This is a genomic window from Arthrobacter sp. BL-252-APC-1A (assembly GCF_009696625.1).
Taxonomy (GTDB): domain Bacteria; phylum Actinomycetota; class Actinomycetes; order Actinomycetales; family Micrococcaceae; genus Arthrobacter_B.
Genome location: NZ_VULS01000003.1, coordinates 35,684 through 51,378, shown reverse-complemented (window position 1 = coordinate 51,378; position 15,695 = coordinate 35,684). Strand labels below are relative to the sequence as shown.

Genomic DNA, 15,695 nt, shown 5'->3' with positions numbered 1-15,695 from the left:
CCATGAGGCAGCGGGCAAAGAGCGCACTGGTTGTTGCGGCCGGCTTCACCGCCTGCCTGTGGATCATCTACTTCCTGACCCTGCCGTTCCAGGCCACGCTGCTTCCCGGCCTGGGCATTATTCCGCGCCAGCTGCAGGGACTGGACGGAATTGCGTTTGCCCCGCTCCTGCACGCCGGAACCGGCCACCTGATCAGCAACTCGCTGCCGCTGCTGGCGTTCGCATTCCTGGTGCTGCTCGAAGGCCTGCGGCGGTTCGCCGCTGTGCTGGCGATCTGCTGGCTTGCCTCCGGCATCGGCGTGTGGATTTTTGGCGGGGGACTGACCATCGGCGTATCCGGCGTCGTGTTTGGGCTGTTCGCCTACCTGATGGTCCGCGGCTTCTACAACCGGGACCTGATGCAGATCCTTCTGGGCGGCGTGCTGTTCCTGATCTACGGCTCCCTGCTCTGGGGCGTCCTGCCCACCGCAGCGGGCGTGTCCTGGCAGTCCCACCTGTTCGGCGCCGCCGGCGGAGTGGCCGCAGCGATCCTGCTGCGCCGCCGCGGAAACGGCCCGGAAAACAGGAACGGGCCCGCCATCAGGCGGACCCGCTCCTAAACCACACTTATGGCTGGTTACCCGGCGTACGGGGTGGCTGAAACGATCTCAACGGAGATGCTCTTGCCGTTCGGAGCCGTGTACGAGGTGGATTCACCTGCACGCAGACCGGAGATGGCCGAGCCCAGGGGCGACTTTTCGCTGTAGACGTCAATGTCGCTGTCCCCGGCGATTTCGCGGCTTCCCAGCAGGAACCGCTCCAGGTCGCCGGCAATCCTGGCTTCCACGAGCATTCCCGGTTCGACGACTCCGTCATCAGCGGGAGCTTCGCCGACGTGCGCGTTTTCGAGCAGCTGCGTCAGCTGGCGGATACGGGCCTCAGCCTTGCCCTGTTCCTCCTTGGCCGCGTGGTAGCCGCCGTTCTCCTTCAGGTCGCCTTCGGACCGTGCCTGCTCGATTCGTGCAACGATCTCGCTCCGGCCGGGGCCGGAAAGGTGTTCCAGCTCCGCCTTCAGGCGGTCGTAAGACTCTTGCGTGAGCCAGGCGACAGATGCGCTGTTGGTAGACACGGGTCTCTCCTTATGTGACATCCGAATTCATGAACACAGATTCGGCTTGGCTGAAATTGCCTGGGACCGGATGGCCTGACAAGCAAAGACCCCGCCGGACGGTGACCGGTTGGCTCGGATTTTGATCCGGTGATCACCTGGGCGGGGCGTAACGTAGCCTCCATACTAATCAGGGACCGGCACAAACCCAAGACGCGCGGCAGGGTTTCTCTGCAAGCGTTTAGCGCAGCTAGGCAGGATCAGGACTCCGGCTCAACGATCCAGCACGCGTTGACACCGCCGGTGACCCCAAGGGAGTCGGTCCGGACCGTGGTGCTCAAGGACACGGTTTGGGTCTCCGCCGGAGGAATCCGGACGGTCTTCCAACCCACCACTGCATAGCTTTCGTTCAGGACCTGAACAGCGCAGTCAACGGTGGTGTCAACAGGTTTGGTGACATTAAAATCGACGACGGCGGTAGTCGCATCCGGGATGGTGAACCCGACGTCCTTCGAAGTCAGGGTCCCTGTTCCGGACGGGACGGCCATGTACACCACTGCACCGACCGCTGCGGCTCCGGCGAGGGACCCAAGGATGATCTTGGCGCGGCGGCTGAGGCCTGGCTTGGGGGCACCGTAGCGATTGGCTAATCTTGTCGTGGATGACAAACCGTCCGCGGGGCGCTCGGGAGCCGGTGTGCCGGCAGTATTCTCCTCAGTGCTCACCGTTTCATTTTATCGAACATTCTCGTCGGCGCTTTCCGCCGGCTGTCAGGAGTAACCGCGTTGTCCACCGAAACGAGTTCCGTGCCCGGCGAACTGCGCCTGCTGGCCGTTCATGCCCACCCCGACGACGAGGCCAGCAAGGGTGCTGCGACCATGGCGAAGTATGCCGCTGAGGGAGTCCGCGTGATGGTAGCCACCTGCACCGGAGGGGAACGCGGCGACGTGCTCAACCCTGCGGCGGCAGGCATTCCCGCAGCCAAGCGGGACCTGGCAGGCCTGCGCCGGACTGAAATGGCAGCATCCCAGGCCGCCCTGGGCGTCGAGCACCGCTGGCTGGGGTTCATGGACTCCGGCCTGCCCGAAGGTGACCCGCTGCCGGACCTTCCAGCCGGCTGCTTCGCCCTGCGTCCCCTCGAGACGGCCGCAGCTCCGCTGGTGAAGCTGGTACGTGAATTCCGCCCGCACGTGATCATCAGCTATGACGAAAACGGCGGCTATCCCCACCCGGACCACATCATGGCGCACAAGGTCGCTGTGGAGGCGTTCCACAGTGCCGGCGACGCCGAAAAGTACCCCGGCACCGGGGAACCCTGGGAGCCGCTGAAGCTCTACTATGACCGCGGATTCAATCCGGAACGCTTCCGCGCCCTGCACGAGGCGTTGATTGAGGCCGGGCTGGAATCGCCCTACGCCGAGCGGCTGGCAGCCTGGCTTGAAGCGGACACCGAAGGCCACCAGCCTCCCGCACCGGTGCACCCCACCACCACACAGGTGGACTGCGGCGGGTACTTCCCAGTGCGCGACGCCGCGCTGAAGGCCCACCGCACGCAGGTGGATCCTGAAGGTTTCTTCTTTGCGGTCAGCACGGACATGCAGAGCCAGGTCTGGCCGTGGGAAGACTATTCGCTGATTGAATCCCGCGTACCGGCGCAGGTACCTGAAACCGACCTCTTCGCTGGCATACGATAGAGGGTAGATCCGGCGCCTGAGTGCGCCGCCTTCTGCCAAGAGAGAGAAACTTTGTGAACCTGCTGTACAGCCTGCCCCTGACTGTCACCTCACCCATCGAGGGGGACCTGAAGCCCGGCCTCGAGGAAGGTGACATCACCCCTGGCCTGCTGGGCTTCCTGGCAACCCTGTTCCTGGCGCTGTGCGTGGTCTTCCTGATCCGTGACATGGTGAAGCGGATCCGCCGGGTCCGTTACCGTTCCCGCATGGCGGGAGAGTTCGACGGCGAGGGCACTGGCATTCCGATCCGGCGCGACGGAGACGAAGCAGCCGACGAAGCCACCGAAGATGCAGCGCTTGACGCTGCCGAAACCGAGGCGGCTCCCGACCCGGCGCCCAGGCCCTCCGGCACCAACCCGGCGGGATAAGACATGGCGGAGCGCTTGAAGGACCAGGCCTCCGCTTACCTGCGCCAGCATGCCGGAAATCCGGTTGACTGGTGGCCCTTTGGCGACGAGGCATTCGACGAAGCCCGCCGCCGGGATGTTCCCGTTTTTGTTTCGGTGGGCTATGCGGCCTGCCACTGGTGCCATGTCATGGCACATGAGTCCTTTGAGGACCCGGAAACCGCGCAGATCCTCAACCGGGACTTTGTCAGCATCAAAGTGGACCGCGAGGAGCGGCCCGACGTCGACTCCGCCTATATGGCGGCAACACAGGCGCTGACCGGCCAGGGCGGGTGGCCCATGAGCGTCTTCACCCTTCCCGACGGCCGGCCGTACTTTGCCGGCACCTATTTCCCGCCCCGGCAGCTGCAGGGAACACCGTCCTTCCGCCAGGTGCTGGAGGCGGTAGCGTCCGCATGGCGGGACCGGCGCAGCGAGGTAGAACAAAGCGCCGCCCAGATAGCGGCCCACCTCGCCTCGAACCAGGTCGCCAACCGGAACCTGCTCGGGGACCTCTCCGCGGTGCATCCGGCACCCGGTGCAGGGAGCGGCGCCGCGGAAGCACTCGAGGCTGCCGTCACGGCCCTTGCCGCGGCCGAGGACACCGAGTACGGGGGGTTTGGCGGTGCCCCGAAGTTCCCGCCGTCCCCGCTGCTGAGGTTCCTGCTCGCCCACACCCGCAGCGGTGCGCCCACTGCGGAAACAGCAGCAGCGCTGGCCAGGCGCACGCTCACCGTGATGGCCCTGGGCGGACTGTATGACCAGGTTGGCGGAGGGTTCGCCCGTTACACGGTGGACAGGCGCTGGCAGGTGCCGCACTTCGAAAAGATGCTCTACGACAACGTCCAGCTCCTGCGCGTCTACGCACACTTTTCCCGGCAGGAAGCCGACGGCGACCTGCAGGCACTGGCACTGCGGGTCACGAGGGAAACCGCCCGGTGGATGGCCGATGAGCTGGGCGTGCCCGGCGGCGCCTTCGCGTCCTCACTGGACGCCGACACGATGGTGGACGGGCACCGTGTAGAAGGGGCAACCTACGTCTTTACCCGGGCAGAGCTCAGCGACATTCTGGGCGCAGGTTCGCCGGCACTGGATCTGCTTGATGTTGATGCCGACGACGGTGCCTCCCACCGTCTGACGGGCAGCACCCTGCGGCTCAAATCCGTTCCGGACGAAGCCCAGGCCGCGGTCTGGGAAGCCGCGAGAAGCCGTCTGGCAGCTGTCCGTTCCCACCGGCCGCAACCGGAACGGGACGGGAAAGTGGTTGCCGGCTGGAACGGGCTGGCCGTCGCTGCGCTGGCCGACGCGGCGCTTGCCCTGGCCGACGCCGGAATGCCCGGGGACTGGATGCTCCCTGCCGCAGAGGCTGCCGCAGGCTACCTCATGGATGTGCACTGGGACGGGCGGATCCTCCGCCGGGTCTCCAACGAAGGCGCAGCACAGGGTATCGAGGGACTGCTGGAGGACTATGCCGGGGCAGCGGAGGGGCTCTTCGCGCTGTACGCGGCAACCGGCGATCCACGCTGGCACCGGGACGCACAGCAGCTCACAGCCACCGCCGTCGAACGTTTCCTGGGCCCGGACGGGCTCTCGGACACCGCGCTCGAACCGGAACAGATCAGGCAGGCCCAGGGCGGGCAGTCAGCTGCCAACCCCCTGGACGACGCGGTGCCCAGCGGCACGGCGCTCTTTGCCGGCGTGCTGCTGACTTCAGCGTCCTACGGCGGCCCTGGGCGGCACCAGGAACTGGCTGAGGCCCTGGTGGCGCACGTCCAGCGTGCGGCTCCCGCTATTCCCCAGGCCGTTGGCTGGGCCATGTCCGTCCAGCAGTCCATCCTGGACGGGCCGCGGGAACTCGCCGTCACGGGAACGGACCCGGGAGCTGTGGCCCGCCTGCTGGCCGCCGCCCGCGGGGCCGGGGGACCAGGACTGGTTATCGCCCATGGCCCGGCCGGCGGTGTTCCGCTGCTTGAGGGCCGTGAGACGGACGAACCTGCTCTTGCCTACGTATGCCGCGGGATGGTGTGCCGCCGCCCGGTGGCAACAGCCGACGAGCTGCGTGCCGAACTGGCGGCAGGCCAGGCGGACTAAGCCGGGACGGACAGTACGGCCAGCATGATGGCGATGAAGTGGCAGGTGAAGCCGGCCAGCGTGAAGGCATGGAAGATCTCATGGAAGCCAAACCAGTCCACTGACGGATTCGGACGCTTCATCGCGTAGATGACGGCGCCGGCAATGTAGGCGACGCCGCCGGCGATCACCAGGACCGCTGCAGGCATGTTCACGGACCAGAACTCCGGGATATAGAAAACAGCCGCGCAGCCCAGGGCGATGTAGACGGGGGTATACAGCCAGCGGGGCGCGTGCAGCCAAAGCAGGCGGAACGCGATTCCTGCCAGGGCACCGCTCCAGATAATGACCAGCAGCACAATCGCCCTGTCCCGGGGCAGCAGCGACCAGGCCAGGGGAGTGTAGGAACCGGCGATGACCAGCATGATGTTGGTGTGGTCCAGCCGCTTCAGGACTGTCTTGACCCTGCGGCTCCAGTTGCCGCGGTGGTACACCGCTGAGACGCCAAACAGGAGGATTCCGGTGAGGGCGTACACGGCGGAGGCGATCCGGGTGCCGGTGGTTGGGGCCAGGACCACCAGGACTATACCGGCGGCCAGGGCCAGCGGTGCAGCTCCGGCATGGAGCCAGCCGCGCAGGCGGGGCTTGATGTCCAGGATGTCGGCCGCGGTCTCCACAGCGGATTCCAGCGGCCCCGGCTGCTCGCGGGATTCAGGGTCCCGCTGTGCCGGTACTCGGGAAGAATTCATGCTGCAATCCTAACTTACGACCCGGTAAGTTACCCGCGGGTAAGCGCGGCTCGGTGAACGATCTGCACAGGAGCGGCGCTGCTGCGCGGTAGCCTTGTGGTGAGAAGTTCCAGCGTTCCGCGGAACCCCGTTTCCATTAAAGGCAGGTGAGTCACCCGTGCGGTTTCCCGGTGTGGTTTACGCCTATTACGAACGCCGGCTGCGGCGCAGCCTGGTGAACGACCGGATCCCCGAGCACATCGGTGTGATGGTGGACGGCAACCGCCGCTGGGCCAAGCTGGCAGGGGCACCGACCTCGGACGGACACCAGGCCGGGGCCGACAAAATCCTGGAGTTCCTGGGCTGGTGCGAGGAACTGGGTGTCCGCGTAGTGACGCTCTACATGCTGTCCACGGACAACCTCAACCGGGACCCCGATGAGCTTGAGCCCCTCCTGGGGATCATCGCCAACACACTCGACCGCCTGGGCGAAAAGGGGGACCTGCAGGTCCAGCCGGTCGGTGCCCTGGACATCCTTCCGCCGGAACTCTCCGGACAGCTTGCACGCCTGGGTGAGGCAACGGCGTCGGCAACGGGACTGCATGTAAACGTGGCCATTGGCTACGGAGGCCGCCGGGAGATTGTCGATGCGGTGAAGGAACTCCTGCGCGATGCCCACGCCCAGGGCAAGGCGATAGAGGAAATCACCAGCGAACTCTGCGATGCCCAGATCTCCGAGTACCTCTACACCCGGGGCCAGCCGGATCCGGAACTGGTGATTCGAACGTCCGGAGAGCAGCGGCTGTCCGGCTTCCTCATGTGGCAGAGCGCCTACAGCGAGTTCTATTTCTGCGAGGCCCTGTGGCCCGACTTCCGCCGGGTCGACTTCCTGCGGGCCCTGCGGGACTACGCCAGCCGCCAGCGCCGGTTCGGATCCTAGCCGGCTCGAAGTCCCATGCTGACGCACACCCGCTCGGAAATTGCCCTGGCCTCCGGCCTGGCCTGGACGGCCGGCTATGTGGACGCAGTTGGTTTCCTTCACCTGGGCGGGTACTTCGTTTCCTTCATGACGGGCAATTCAACGCGGGCAGGGGCCTCGGTTGCCGACGCTTCGCTGAGCGGCTTCCTGCAGGCCTTTGGACTGATTGCGGCTTTCTTCATCGGCGTCGTTGCGGCATCCACACTGCGCCGCACCCTTTCCCGGCACCGGCGCCCAGCCATCTGCCTCCTGTCCGGCGCGGTTCTGGGTGCTGCCTGGGCCAGCACGGCTGTGCCGGGCGCCGAAGGAGTCCTGGCACCGGCGCTGGCGGCTTCCATGGGGCTGCTCAATGCCGTCTTCGAACGCGGCGGCGAGGTTTCAATCGGCATTACGTACATGACCGGGACCCTGGTCAAACTCGGCCAGAAAGTCACGGCAGCGCTGTTCGGTGAGCGGGGTAACGGCTGGCACCGGTACCTCCTGCTGTGGTGTGCCCTGACCCTTGGCTCACTCTGTGGAGGTGCCGGCTATCTGCTGCTGGGCCTGGCCGCACTTGGGCCGGCCATCGTCGCGCTGCTGTCCGCGGCCGCCGCCTCATGGGGGCACCCGGGCCATGTGAACGGCTGAAGGGCACACCGCCGTCGAACGGGCCCGTAAATAGTGTGTGAACAATCCAAACACCGTCGTGTCCCTGTGTCCTGCAACGCAGGCTCGGGCGTAGCTTGTACGTATCGATCAGCCCCATGCTGATGGAACCGGAGGCCGGATGCTCACACACTGTGTGCTCGCAGGGAGGCCGCAGTCCGGCACCCCGCGCCGGACTGCGGACAACCACACTTCTAGCTATTCGGGGCCTTCGGTCCCTGACTGGAGTTCTAAGTGGCCGTAACCAAGAAATCCGTGCCAGCACATACCGGTACCTCCGGGAAACCTCAGGGGTTCGTGCTGGACACTTCCGTCCTGCTCTCCGATCCGAAGGCAATCCTGCGCTTCGCCGAACATGAAGTGATCCTGCCGCTGGTGGTCATCAGCGAACTCGAAAGCAAGCGCAGTGACCCGGAGCTGGGCTACTTCGCCAGGGCCGCCCTGCGCCTGCTCGACGACCTGAGGGTCCAGCACGGCGGTCTGGATAAGCCGGTGCCGATCGGCGATGCCGGCGGGACACTGCGGGTGGAGCTGAACCATGTTTCGCTCGAGGTGCTGCCGCTGGGCATCCGGGGATCCGAGAATGACAACCGCATCCTCGCAGTGGCCCGGAACCTCGCCGACGAAGGCCGGACCATCACCGTGGTGTCCAAGGATTTGCCCCTGCGTGTGAAGGCCGCTGCAGTGGGGCTGACCGCCGATGAATACCGCAACGAGCTGGTCCGGGACACGGGCTGGACCGGGATGGTGGAGCTGGAGGTGGGCGACGCCGACGTCAGTTCCCTGTACGACCACCAGCCCGTGTTCGTTCCTGAAGCGGCCGAACTGCCGGTCAACACCGGGCTGGTGCTGCTGGCCGGACGCTCCTCGGCGCTCGGACGCCTGGGTGCGGACAAACAGGTCCGGCTGGTGCGCGGGGACCGGGATGTCTTTGGGCTGCACGGACGCTCGGCCGAACAGCGGCTGGCAATCGACATGCTGATGGACCCGGAGGTCGGGATTGTCTCGCTCGGCGGACGCGCCGGGACAGGTAAATCCGCCCTGGCCCTGTGTGCCGGACTCGAGGCCGTCCTGGAGCGCAGGGAGCACCGGAAGGTGGTGGTCTTCCGGCCGCTCTACGCCGTCGGCGGCCAGGAGCTGGGCTACCTTCCCGGCAGCGAAGCGGACAAGATGGGGCCGTGGGGCCAGGCAGTGTTCGACACGCTGGAGGCGCTGGTTTCCAAGGAAGTCGTGGAGGAAGTCCTGGACCGCGGGATGCTCGAGGTGCTGCCGCTGACCCACATCAGGGGACGGTCACTGCATGATTCATTCGTCATTGTGGATGAAGCGCAGTCGCTTGAAAAGAACGTGCTTCTTACGGTCCTCTCCCGGATCGGGCAGAACTCCAAGGTTGTCCTGACGCACGACGTCGCGCAGCGGGACAACCTGCGGGTGGGCAGGCATGACGGGATTGCTGCCGTTGTGGAGACGCTTAAGGGCCATCCGCTCTTCGGCCACATGACGCTCACACGCTCCGAACGCTCCCCAATCGCCGCGCTGGTAACGGATCTCCTGGAAGAGGGCGCGATCGGCTAGTTCGTCCACAGGCACCGTGCCCTGCGGTACGCCGGGACAACCCGTGGCGTACCGTAGGGCGCATGTGGGGGATCGTGGGGGAGTACTGGGACCAATCCCGTCCGGCCGCGTGGCTGGTGCTGGTGGCACTTGGCTACTTTGCCGTGCTGGCCTGGAAACTGGCGCGGACGGACATCCAAAGCAGGCGGCTGCCGGACCGCCTGGTGCTGCCTGCCTATCCTGCCGCCGCGGTGCTGCTGGGATCCGCGGCCCTGGTAGGCGGCGACGCCGGGCGCCTGGCCGGTATGGCGGGCGGCGGATTCCTGCTGCTCGCCGGTTACTTCCTGCTGCGGGTCCTGTCGCCGTCCGGGCTGGGGCTCGGAGACGTCAAGCTTGCCGGTGTGCTGGGCCTTTATCTCGGTTTTGCGGGGTGGAGCCATGTGCTGGCAGGTGCAGCGGCGGGGTTCGTGCTGGGTGGCCTGTGGGGGCTGGGGCTGGTCCTGACCGGGAAGGGGACCGGCAAGACCCGTATCCCCTTTGGCCCGTTTATGCTCGCAGGAACGGCCCTGGCGCTCGCGGTCCCTGGCCTAGAGTAGTGCCATGCCCACACCAGACTTCATCCTTTCCCTGCGCGAAAAAGTGGGCCACGACCTGCTGTGGCTTCCCGGGGTTGCCGCCGTCGTCTTCAATCCGGCAGGCGAAGTGCTGCTGGGCCGCCGTGCGGACAACGGCCGCTGGACCATCATCACGGGCATTCTTGAACCGGGAGAAGAGCCCGGTCCCGGCCTGCTGCGGGAGGTCGAAGAGGAGACCGGTGTGCGGGCGAAGCTCGAGCACCTCATCCACGTGGGCACCACTGACCCGATCATGTTTCCCAACCAGGACCGCTGCCAGTTCCTGAACCTGGCGTTCCGGTGCGCCTGGGTTTCCGGTACCGCGCGGGTGAACGACGACGAGTCCTCCGAGGTGGGCTGGTTCGCACTGGACGGGCTTCCGGAGCTGAACGCCCGGCACCGGCTGCTCATCGAGCTGGCCCGCACGTCCACCGGTGTGCCGGTTTTCGAGGTCTAGGGTCTTCGACGCCTGGATAAGGCAGGAGGGTGCACCACCTGCCGGCGGTGCACCCTCCTGCCGGGCGTTCCTTAGCCCGGGCGCCTGTTGGAGCCCCTGCTAGGGCTGCTGGTCAGCCTTGGGGTCCTGATTAGAGGCCCCTGCTCCGGGGCGGGCTGCATCCGCCTCACCGGCACCGGGTCCGCCTTCCACGGACGATCCCTGCTGCCCGGCCAGGCGCTCGGCTTCGAGGCGATTTGCTTCCTCGCCGCCGATGGCCTCACCGCGTGCCACCATGCCGGCAACGTCGGAGAGCGGAATCTCCTTGAGGAAGAAGGCGAGGATCAGGGCCAGTGCAAGGAACGGCACCAGGTACCAGAAGACAGGTGCCAGTGACTCGGCGTAGGCGTTGACGATTCCGTCGCGGACGGGCTCGGGCAGGGCTGCCATCGCGGCGGGCTGCAGTGTGGCAGTCGCTTCACCGGCGGCAGCGGCATCGAACCCGGCACCTTCGAAGACACCCATGAGGTTCTCGGAGAGGCGGGTGGTGAACATGGCTCCGAAGATGGCCACACCCAGTGAGGCGCCGACTTCGCGGAAGTAGTTGTTGGATGAGGTTGCCGTACCAATCTGGTCCACCGGCACGGAGTTCTGCACCACCAGGACAACCACCTGCATGATCAGGCCAAGGCCGGCACCGAAGACGAAGAGCTGGGAGCAGATCACCCAGACCGGAGTCTCTGCGGTGAGGGCGGTCATCCAGAGCAGCGCAGCGAGGACCAGGATGCCGCCGGAGATCGGGTACTTCTTGTACCTGCCGGTCTTGGTGATGGCCAGTCCGGACCAGATGGACGTGCCCATCATGCCCACCATCATGGGCAGCATCAGCAGGCCGGATTCGGCCGCGGAGGTGCCGGTGGACATCTGCAGGAAGGTGGGCAGGAAGGCCAGGGCAGCGAACATGCCCATGCCGAGGGTGAAGCCGATTGCGGTGCTGTTCACGAAGATGGGGTTCCTGAACAGGCTCAGCGGAATGATCGGGTCTTCGGCCCGGCGCTCGGCCAGCACGAAGGCGAAGGCAGCTGCCAGCAGGCCGGCCCCGAACGCGAGCGTCAGCGGGTCGGTCCAGCCGCGGTCGGCGTCCCCGCCAAAGTCGGTGAAGAAGATCAGGCAGGTGGTGGCGATGGAGAGCAGGACGACGCCGGGAAGGTCGATCCGCTTTTCTGCCTTCTTGGTGGGCAGGGTCAGGGTGAAGAACGCGATCAGGAAGGCCGCAATGCCGATGGGGATGTTGATGTAGAACGCCCACTGCCAGGTCATGTGGTCCACGAAGAAGCCGCCCAGCAGCGGACCGGCCACAGCGGAGAGGCCGAAGATGCCGCCCAGCGGGCCCATGTACTTGCCGCGTTCATTGGCCGGAACAATGTCCGCGATGATCGCCTGGGAGAGGATCATCAGGCCGCCGCCGCCCAGGCCCTGAATGGCGCGGAAGAGCACGAACATCCAGAAGTCGGTGGCAAAGGCACAGCCGACCGATGCGAGGGTAAACAGTGCAATGGCAAAGAGGAAGAGGTTGCGCCGGCCCAGCACGTCACCGAACTTGCCGTAGATCGGCATCACGATGGTCGTGGCAAGCAGGTAGGCGGTGGTGATCCAGGTCTGGTGCTCTACGCCGCCGAGTTCCCCGACGATGGTCGGCATGGCCGTCGAGACGATGGTTTGGTCAAGGCTGGAGAGGAGCATGCCCGCAATGAGGGCGGAGAAAATGATCCAGATGCGTTTCTGGGTCAGCAGCAGCGGTCCGGAGGAGCGCGCGGCGGTGGTGGTCATGACTGGTCCTTGCTGGAAGTGACGGGAGAGAAGGAAGAAAACGCGGCACGGGCTGACTCGACGGCGGAGGTGAGCACCGCCCGGTAGCTGAGCTTGTTCTCCGGATCGAAGAACTCCGGTCCGGCCCGCTGAATGAGTGCGGAAAAGACGGTGGCGACTGCAGTGACCCGGGGATCGCCGGGATCAAGGTGCTCGCGCCGGGCAATAAGCCCGCGCAGGCGCTCGTCCGCTTCCCGCGTGCCCTGCATAAGTTTCAGGACGAGCCGCGGTTCGGTGGACAGTGCGTCCTTGAGCTGGGCAAGCTCTGCCCGGGAAACGGCCATCGACTCCATGTAGGCCACGGAGAGGTCCACCAGGTCCTGGAGCAGGGTTGGTGTAAGTCCGTGATCCGCGGACCCCGCGGCGACAAACGGTTCGGTGAGCTCCTGGGGCAGAGTGGCCGGGGCGCCGAGTACAGCGTCTTCCTTGGCCGGGAAATAGTTGAAAAAGGTGCGGCGGGAAATGCCCACCTGGTCACACAATTCCTCCACCGTGAAGCCTGCCAGCCCGTGTTCGGCGGTGAGCGCCCGTGCTGCGCTGGTGATGGCACTGTGGGTGGCAGCCCGTTTGCGCTCCCGGAGCCCGCCGTCAAAAGCTGCACTATTCTTCACGAAGTAAACTTTTGCACGCTGCGGAGCTTAGTGCAAACAGGTCATCGATGCCGCAAAAACTGGCAGCAAAAAGGGGCCGCCGGCAACCCGGCGGCCCCTCATTGAATCCGAAAGACTAAGCCTGCGGGGGCTTGGTCATGGACAGGACGTCCAGAGCGGCGTCGAGCTGTTCCTCGGTGACCTCGCCGCGCTCGACGAAGCCGAGTTCGACGACGGCCTGGCGGATGGTCTTGCCTTCCTTGACCGCGAACTTGGCGATCTTGGCCGCGTTCTCGTAGCCGATGTACTTGTTCAGCGGCGTGACGATCGAGGGGGAGGCCTCTGCGAGGTAGCGGGCGCGCTCCACGTTGGCTTCGATGCCGTCGATCATCTTGTCCGCCATGATGACGGAGGAGTTGGCCAGCAGGCGGATCGACTCCAGCAGGTTCGAGGCAATGACGGGGATGCCGACGTTGAGCTCGAAGTAGCCGAAGGTGCCTGCCCAGGCGATGGCGGCGTCGTTGCCCACTACCTGTGCGGCAACCTGCATGACGGCCTCGGAGATGACCGGGTTGACCTTGCCCGGCATGATCGAGGAGCCCGGCTGCAGGTCGGGGATGGCGATTTCGCCCAGGCCGGTGTTGGGGCCGGAGCCCATCCAGCGGAGATCGTTCGCGATCTTGGAGAAGGAGACTGCGATGGTGCGCAGCATGCCGGAGACCTCAACGAGGGCGTCGCGGTTGGCCTGGGACTCGAAGTGGTCCCGTGCTTCGGTGAGCGGCAGTCCGGTGTCCGCAGCCAGCAGCTCGATCACGCGCTGCGGGAAGCCTGCCGGGGTGTTGATGCCCGTGCCGACGGCGGTGCCGCCCAGCGGGACCTCGGCAACGCGGGGGAGGGAAGCCTGCACGCGCTCGATGCCGTAGCGGACCTGTGCGGCGTAGCCGCCGAATTCCTGGCCCAGGGTCACCGGGGTTGCGTCCATCAGGTGCGTGCGGCCGGACTTGACCACGTCCTTGAATTCTTCGGCCTTGCGCTCCAGCGAGGCGGCCAGGTGTTCCAGCGCCGGGACCAGGTTGTTGATCAGGGCGGAGGTAGCGGCAACGTGCACGGAGGTCGGGAAAACGTCGTTGGAGGACTGCGACGCGTTTACGTGGTCGTTCGGGTGGACGGAAGTCTCGCTGCCGGCGGCCTTCAGGGCACGCGTGGCAAGTTCGGCCAGAACCTCGTTGGTGTTCATGTTCGAGGAGGTGCCGGAGCCGGTCTGGAACACGTCGATCGGGAACTGTCCGTTGTGCTTGCCGGCGGCAACCTCGTCAGCTGCTGCGGCGATCGCCTTGGCGCGCTCGTCGTCGAGCACTCCCAGTTCGGCGTTGGCGGTCGCGGCTGCCTTCTTGATCCGGGCGAGTGCCTCGATGTGGGCGTCGTCCAGCGGCTTGCCGGAAATCGGGAAGTTCTCCACGGCGCGCTGGGTCTGGGCGCGGTAAAGGGCGTTTACCGGGACGCGGACCTCTCCCATCGTGTCATGTTCAATGCGGTATTCAGCGGAGTTGGAAGTCATGGCTACCAGCCTAGTCGGCGTGCCCGCCGGCGCTGAAAACGCGTGTCGGATTGGGGCGGGGCCCGTCCCGGCCTAGCCGGCGGCGAGATCCGGGGTTTCCGCCTCCAGGCGGCCGATGCTGGACACCAGATCGGCACGGCCTTCGGCCAGGCGGTAGGAGAGCCCGACGACGGCGGTGGAGCCGGAGGCAACGGCGTCGGAAATCAGGCGGGAGCTTTCCACCAGGCGCTCCGCGGTCTGGCGGGTGTGCTCAACCACCATGTCGTTGACGTCCTCGAGGCCGTTCCGCCGGGCAGCGAGGACGGACGGGGTGATCCGCTCAACCAGGTTGCGGACGTAGCCGGCCGGCATTGAACCGGTGTCCACGGTGTGCTTGGCTGCGGTCACGGCTCCGCAGCTGTCATGGCCAAGGATCACGATGAGCGGGACACCCAGGACGCCGACGCTGTATTCGAGCGAACCGAGGACGGCGTCGTCGGTGACCTGCCCGGCAGTGCGGACAACAAAAACGTCGCCCAGCCCAAGGTCGAAGATGATTTCAGCGGCCAGCCGGGAGTCCGAGCAGCCAAATATGACCGCGAAGGGATTCTGCTCGTTGACCAGGGAACTGCGGCGCGGGGCATCCTGGTTTGGATGCCGTGAAGCGCCGGAGACAAAACGCTCGTTTCCTTCTCGGAGCCGCTGCCATGCTTCGGCCGGCGTCAGGGGAGCAGTAAGGGGGCTGTTCAATTCGGTCACCGTTCAAGAATACGGCGCGTTGGGAGCCGAACCGTTCCTGCACTGCTTGTGTTACCGCCGGAGTTCCACCCGCGGCGGGAGTCCCTGCTACTGCTGCTGGGTATTGAGGTCGGCCAGCACTGCTTCGGCCAGTTCGTCCACAGTTGCCAGGTCCGCTTCGGAACTGAGGATCACGGTCATGCCGTTGACCTCGGTGACTAGGTGGCCTTCTCCGTTGGCGCTGTCCCGCAGCTGCCAGGTGGCACCGCCCGCGGTGCGCTCACCTGCCACCAGTGAATCCTTGGTGGTCTGGGAGATCCATGTGGGGTTGGCTGTATTGGTCTGGGTCAGCCGGATGAACTGGGTGTCCGGAGTGAGATATCCCACTTCCCAGGTCGGGACTCCGGTGTTGACGCCGGAATCCCAGCGGGCGTAATTGGCGGTCCAGCCCTCGGGCAGATCCGGAGCCAGCGGCGGGTACCCGGCGTCGTCGGCTGCTTCCGAGGCAATTGCCTGGACATCCACGTTGCGCGGCTGCATCTTCTGGTACGGGTTCAGCAGCACCGGCACCAGTACGATCGCCAGCGTGATTCCGGTGGCGATAAGCATTCCGATGACCGTCGCGTTGGCGCGCTTGGCCTGCTTTGCGGTCAGGGTAGGGGTAACGGGCTCTTCGGGCTGCTGCTGCTCACTCACTCTTCCATGATCGCCTATCCGGGGCGGCAAGTC

At 65.8% G+C, this 15,695-nt stretch carries 17 protein-coding genes; 9 read left to right on the top strand and 8 right to left on the bottom strand.

Going from position 1 to position 15,695, the window contains the following annotated elements; translation table 11 throughout:
* The first annotated feature begins 2 nt into the window (after positions 1-2).
* Positions 3-599, top strand: a complete 597-nt coding sequence (locus FYJ28_RS05460; RefSeq protein ID WP_154578570.1) for a rhomboid family intramembrane serine protease — start codon at positions 3-5, stop codon at positions 597-599.
* A 17-nt stretch (positions 600-616) separates the two neighbouring features.
* Here the strand turns inward: FYJ28_RS05460 and greA are convergent, their stop codons facing one another.
* A complete protein-coding gene (greA, locus tag FYJ28_RS05455) occupies positions 617-1,129 on the bottom strand; it encodes a transcription elongation factor GreA (RefSeq protein WP_055240236.1) in 513 nt (170 codons plus the stop codon).
* Positions 1,130-1,347: 218 nt separating this feature from the next.
* Positions 1,348-1,812: a DUF4307 domain-containing protein gene (locus tag FYJ28_RS05450; RefSeq protein ID WP_235472026.1), complete on the bottom strand. Its 465-nt coding sequence runs from the start codon at positions 1,810-1,812 to the stop codon at positions 1,348-1,350.
* A gap of 60 nt (positions 1,813-1,872) precedes the next feature.
* Between FYJ28_RS05450 and mca the strand changes: the two genes are divergently transcribed.
* The 3 genes from mca to FYJ28_RS05435 are packed head-to-tail and all read left to right on the top strand — an operon-like array spanning position 1,873 to position 5,297.
* Positions 1,873-2,781, top strand: coding sequence for a mycothiol conjugate amidase Mca (gene mca, locus FYJ28_RS05445; protein WP_154578569.1), 909 nt, complete (start codon positions 1,873-1,875; stop codon positions 2,779-2,781).
* A gap of 53 nt (positions 2,782-2,834) precedes the next feature.
* Entirely contained in the window at positions 2,835-3,188 is a 354-nt protein-coding gene (locus FYJ28_RS05440) for a hypothetical protein (RefSeq protein WP_055240239.1), read from the top strand.
* A 3-nt stretch (positions 3,189-3,191) separates the two neighbouring features.
* Complete coding sequence (locus tag FYJ28_RS05435) at positions 3,192-5,297, top strand: thioredoxin domain-containing protein (RefSeq protein WP_154578568.1); 2,106 nt, start codon at positions 3,192-3,194, stop codon at positions 5,295-5,297.
* Here the strand turns inward: FYJ28_RS05435 and trhA are convergent.
* Complete coding sequence (gene trhA / locus FYJ28_RS05430; RefSeq protein WP_154578567.1) at positions 5,294-6,025, bottom strand: PAQR family membrane homeostasis protein TrhA; 732 nt, start codon at positions 6,023-6,025, stop codon at positions 5,294-5,296. The genes FYJ28_RS05435 and trhA overlap by 4 nt on opposite strands.
* A gap of 157 nt (positions 6,026-6,182) precedes the next feature.
* Here trhA and FYJ28_RS05425 point away from each other — a divergent pair, with 157 nt between their 5' ends.
* The 5 genes from FYJ28_RS05425 to FYJ28_RS05405 all read left to right on the top strand — a co-directional run bounded on the left by FYJ28_RS05425 (position 6,183) and on the right by FYJ28_RS05405 (position 10,253).
* Positions 6,183-6,944: an isoprenyl transferase gene (locus FYJ28_RS05425; protein ID WP_055240241.1), complete on the top strand. Its 762-nt coding sequence runs from the start codon at positions 6,183-6,185 to the stop codon at positions 6,942-6,944.
* Between the two features lie 15 nt (positions 6,945-6,959).
* Positions 6,960-7,610, top strand: coding sequence for a YoaK family protein (locus FYJ28_RS05420; RefSeq protein WP_055240242.1), 651 nt, complete (start codon positions 6,960-6,962; stop codon positions 7,608-7,610).
* Positions 7,611-7,862: 252 nt separating this feature from the next.
* Positions 7,863-9,203 (top strand): PhoH family protein, encoded by a 1,341-nt coding sequence (locus tag FYJ28_RS05415; RefSeq protein ID WP_082413399.1) that lies wholly within the window; start codon positions 7,863-7,865, stop codon positions 9,201-9,203.
* Between the two features lie 62 nt (positions 9,204-9,265).
* Positions 9,266-9,778 (top strand): prepilin peptidase, encoded by a 513-nt coding sequence (locus FYJ28_RS05410; RefSeq protein ID WP_154578566.1) that lies wholly within the window; start codon positions 9,266-9,268, stop codon positions 9,776-9,778.
* Positions 9,779-9,782: 4 nt separating this feature from the next.
* A complete protein-coding gene (locus FYJ28_RS05405; protein ID WP_154578565.1) occupies positions 9,783-10,253 on the top strand; it encodes an NUDIX hydrolase in 471 nt (156 codons plus the stop codon).
* 99 nt (positions 10,254-10,352) lie between these two features.
* On the opposite strand, the gene FYJ28_RS05400 is transcribed toward FYJ28_RS05405, so the two are convergent.
* The 5 genes from FYJ28_RS05400 to FYJ28_RS05380 all read right to left on the bottom strand — a co-directional run bounded on the left by FYJ28_RS05400 (position 10,353) and on the right by FYJ28_RS05380 (position 15,662).
* Positions 10,353-12,062, bottom strand: coding sequence for an MDR family MFS transporter (locus FYJ28_RS05400; RefSeq protein ID WP_154578564.1), 1,710 nt, complete (start codon positions 12,060-12,062; stop codon positions 10,353-10,355).
* Complete coding sequence (locus FYJ28_RS05395) at positions 12,059-12,712, bottom strand: TetR/AcrR family transcriptional regulator (RefSeq protein ID WP_154578563.1); 654 nt, start codon at positions 12,710-12,712, stop codon at positions 12,059-12,061. Before FYJ28_RS05395 ends, FYJ28_RS05400 begins: the two co-directional genes overlap by 4 nt.
* A 115-nt stretch (positions 12,713-12,827) precedes the next feature.
* Positions 12,828-14,249 (bottom strand): class II fumarate hydratase, encoded by a 1,422-nt coding sequence (locus tag FYJ28_RS05390; protein ID WP_154578562.1) that lies wholly within the window; start codon positions 14,247-14,249, stop codon positions 12,828-12,830.
* 72 nt (positions 14,250-14,321) lie between these two features.
* Entirely contained in the window at positions 14,322-14,978 is a 657-nt protein-coding gene (locus tag FYJ28_RS05385; protein ID WP_154578797.1) for a carbonic anhydrase, read from the bottom strand.
* Positions 14,979-15,074: 96 nt separating this feature from the next.
* Positions 15,075-15,662, bottom strand: a complete 588-nt coding sequence (locus tag FYJ28_RS05380) for a DUF4245 domain-containing protein (protein ID WP_326831534.1) — start codon at positions 15,660-15,662, stop codon at positions 15,075-15,077.
* Positions 15,663-15,695 lie beyond the last annotated feature (33 nt).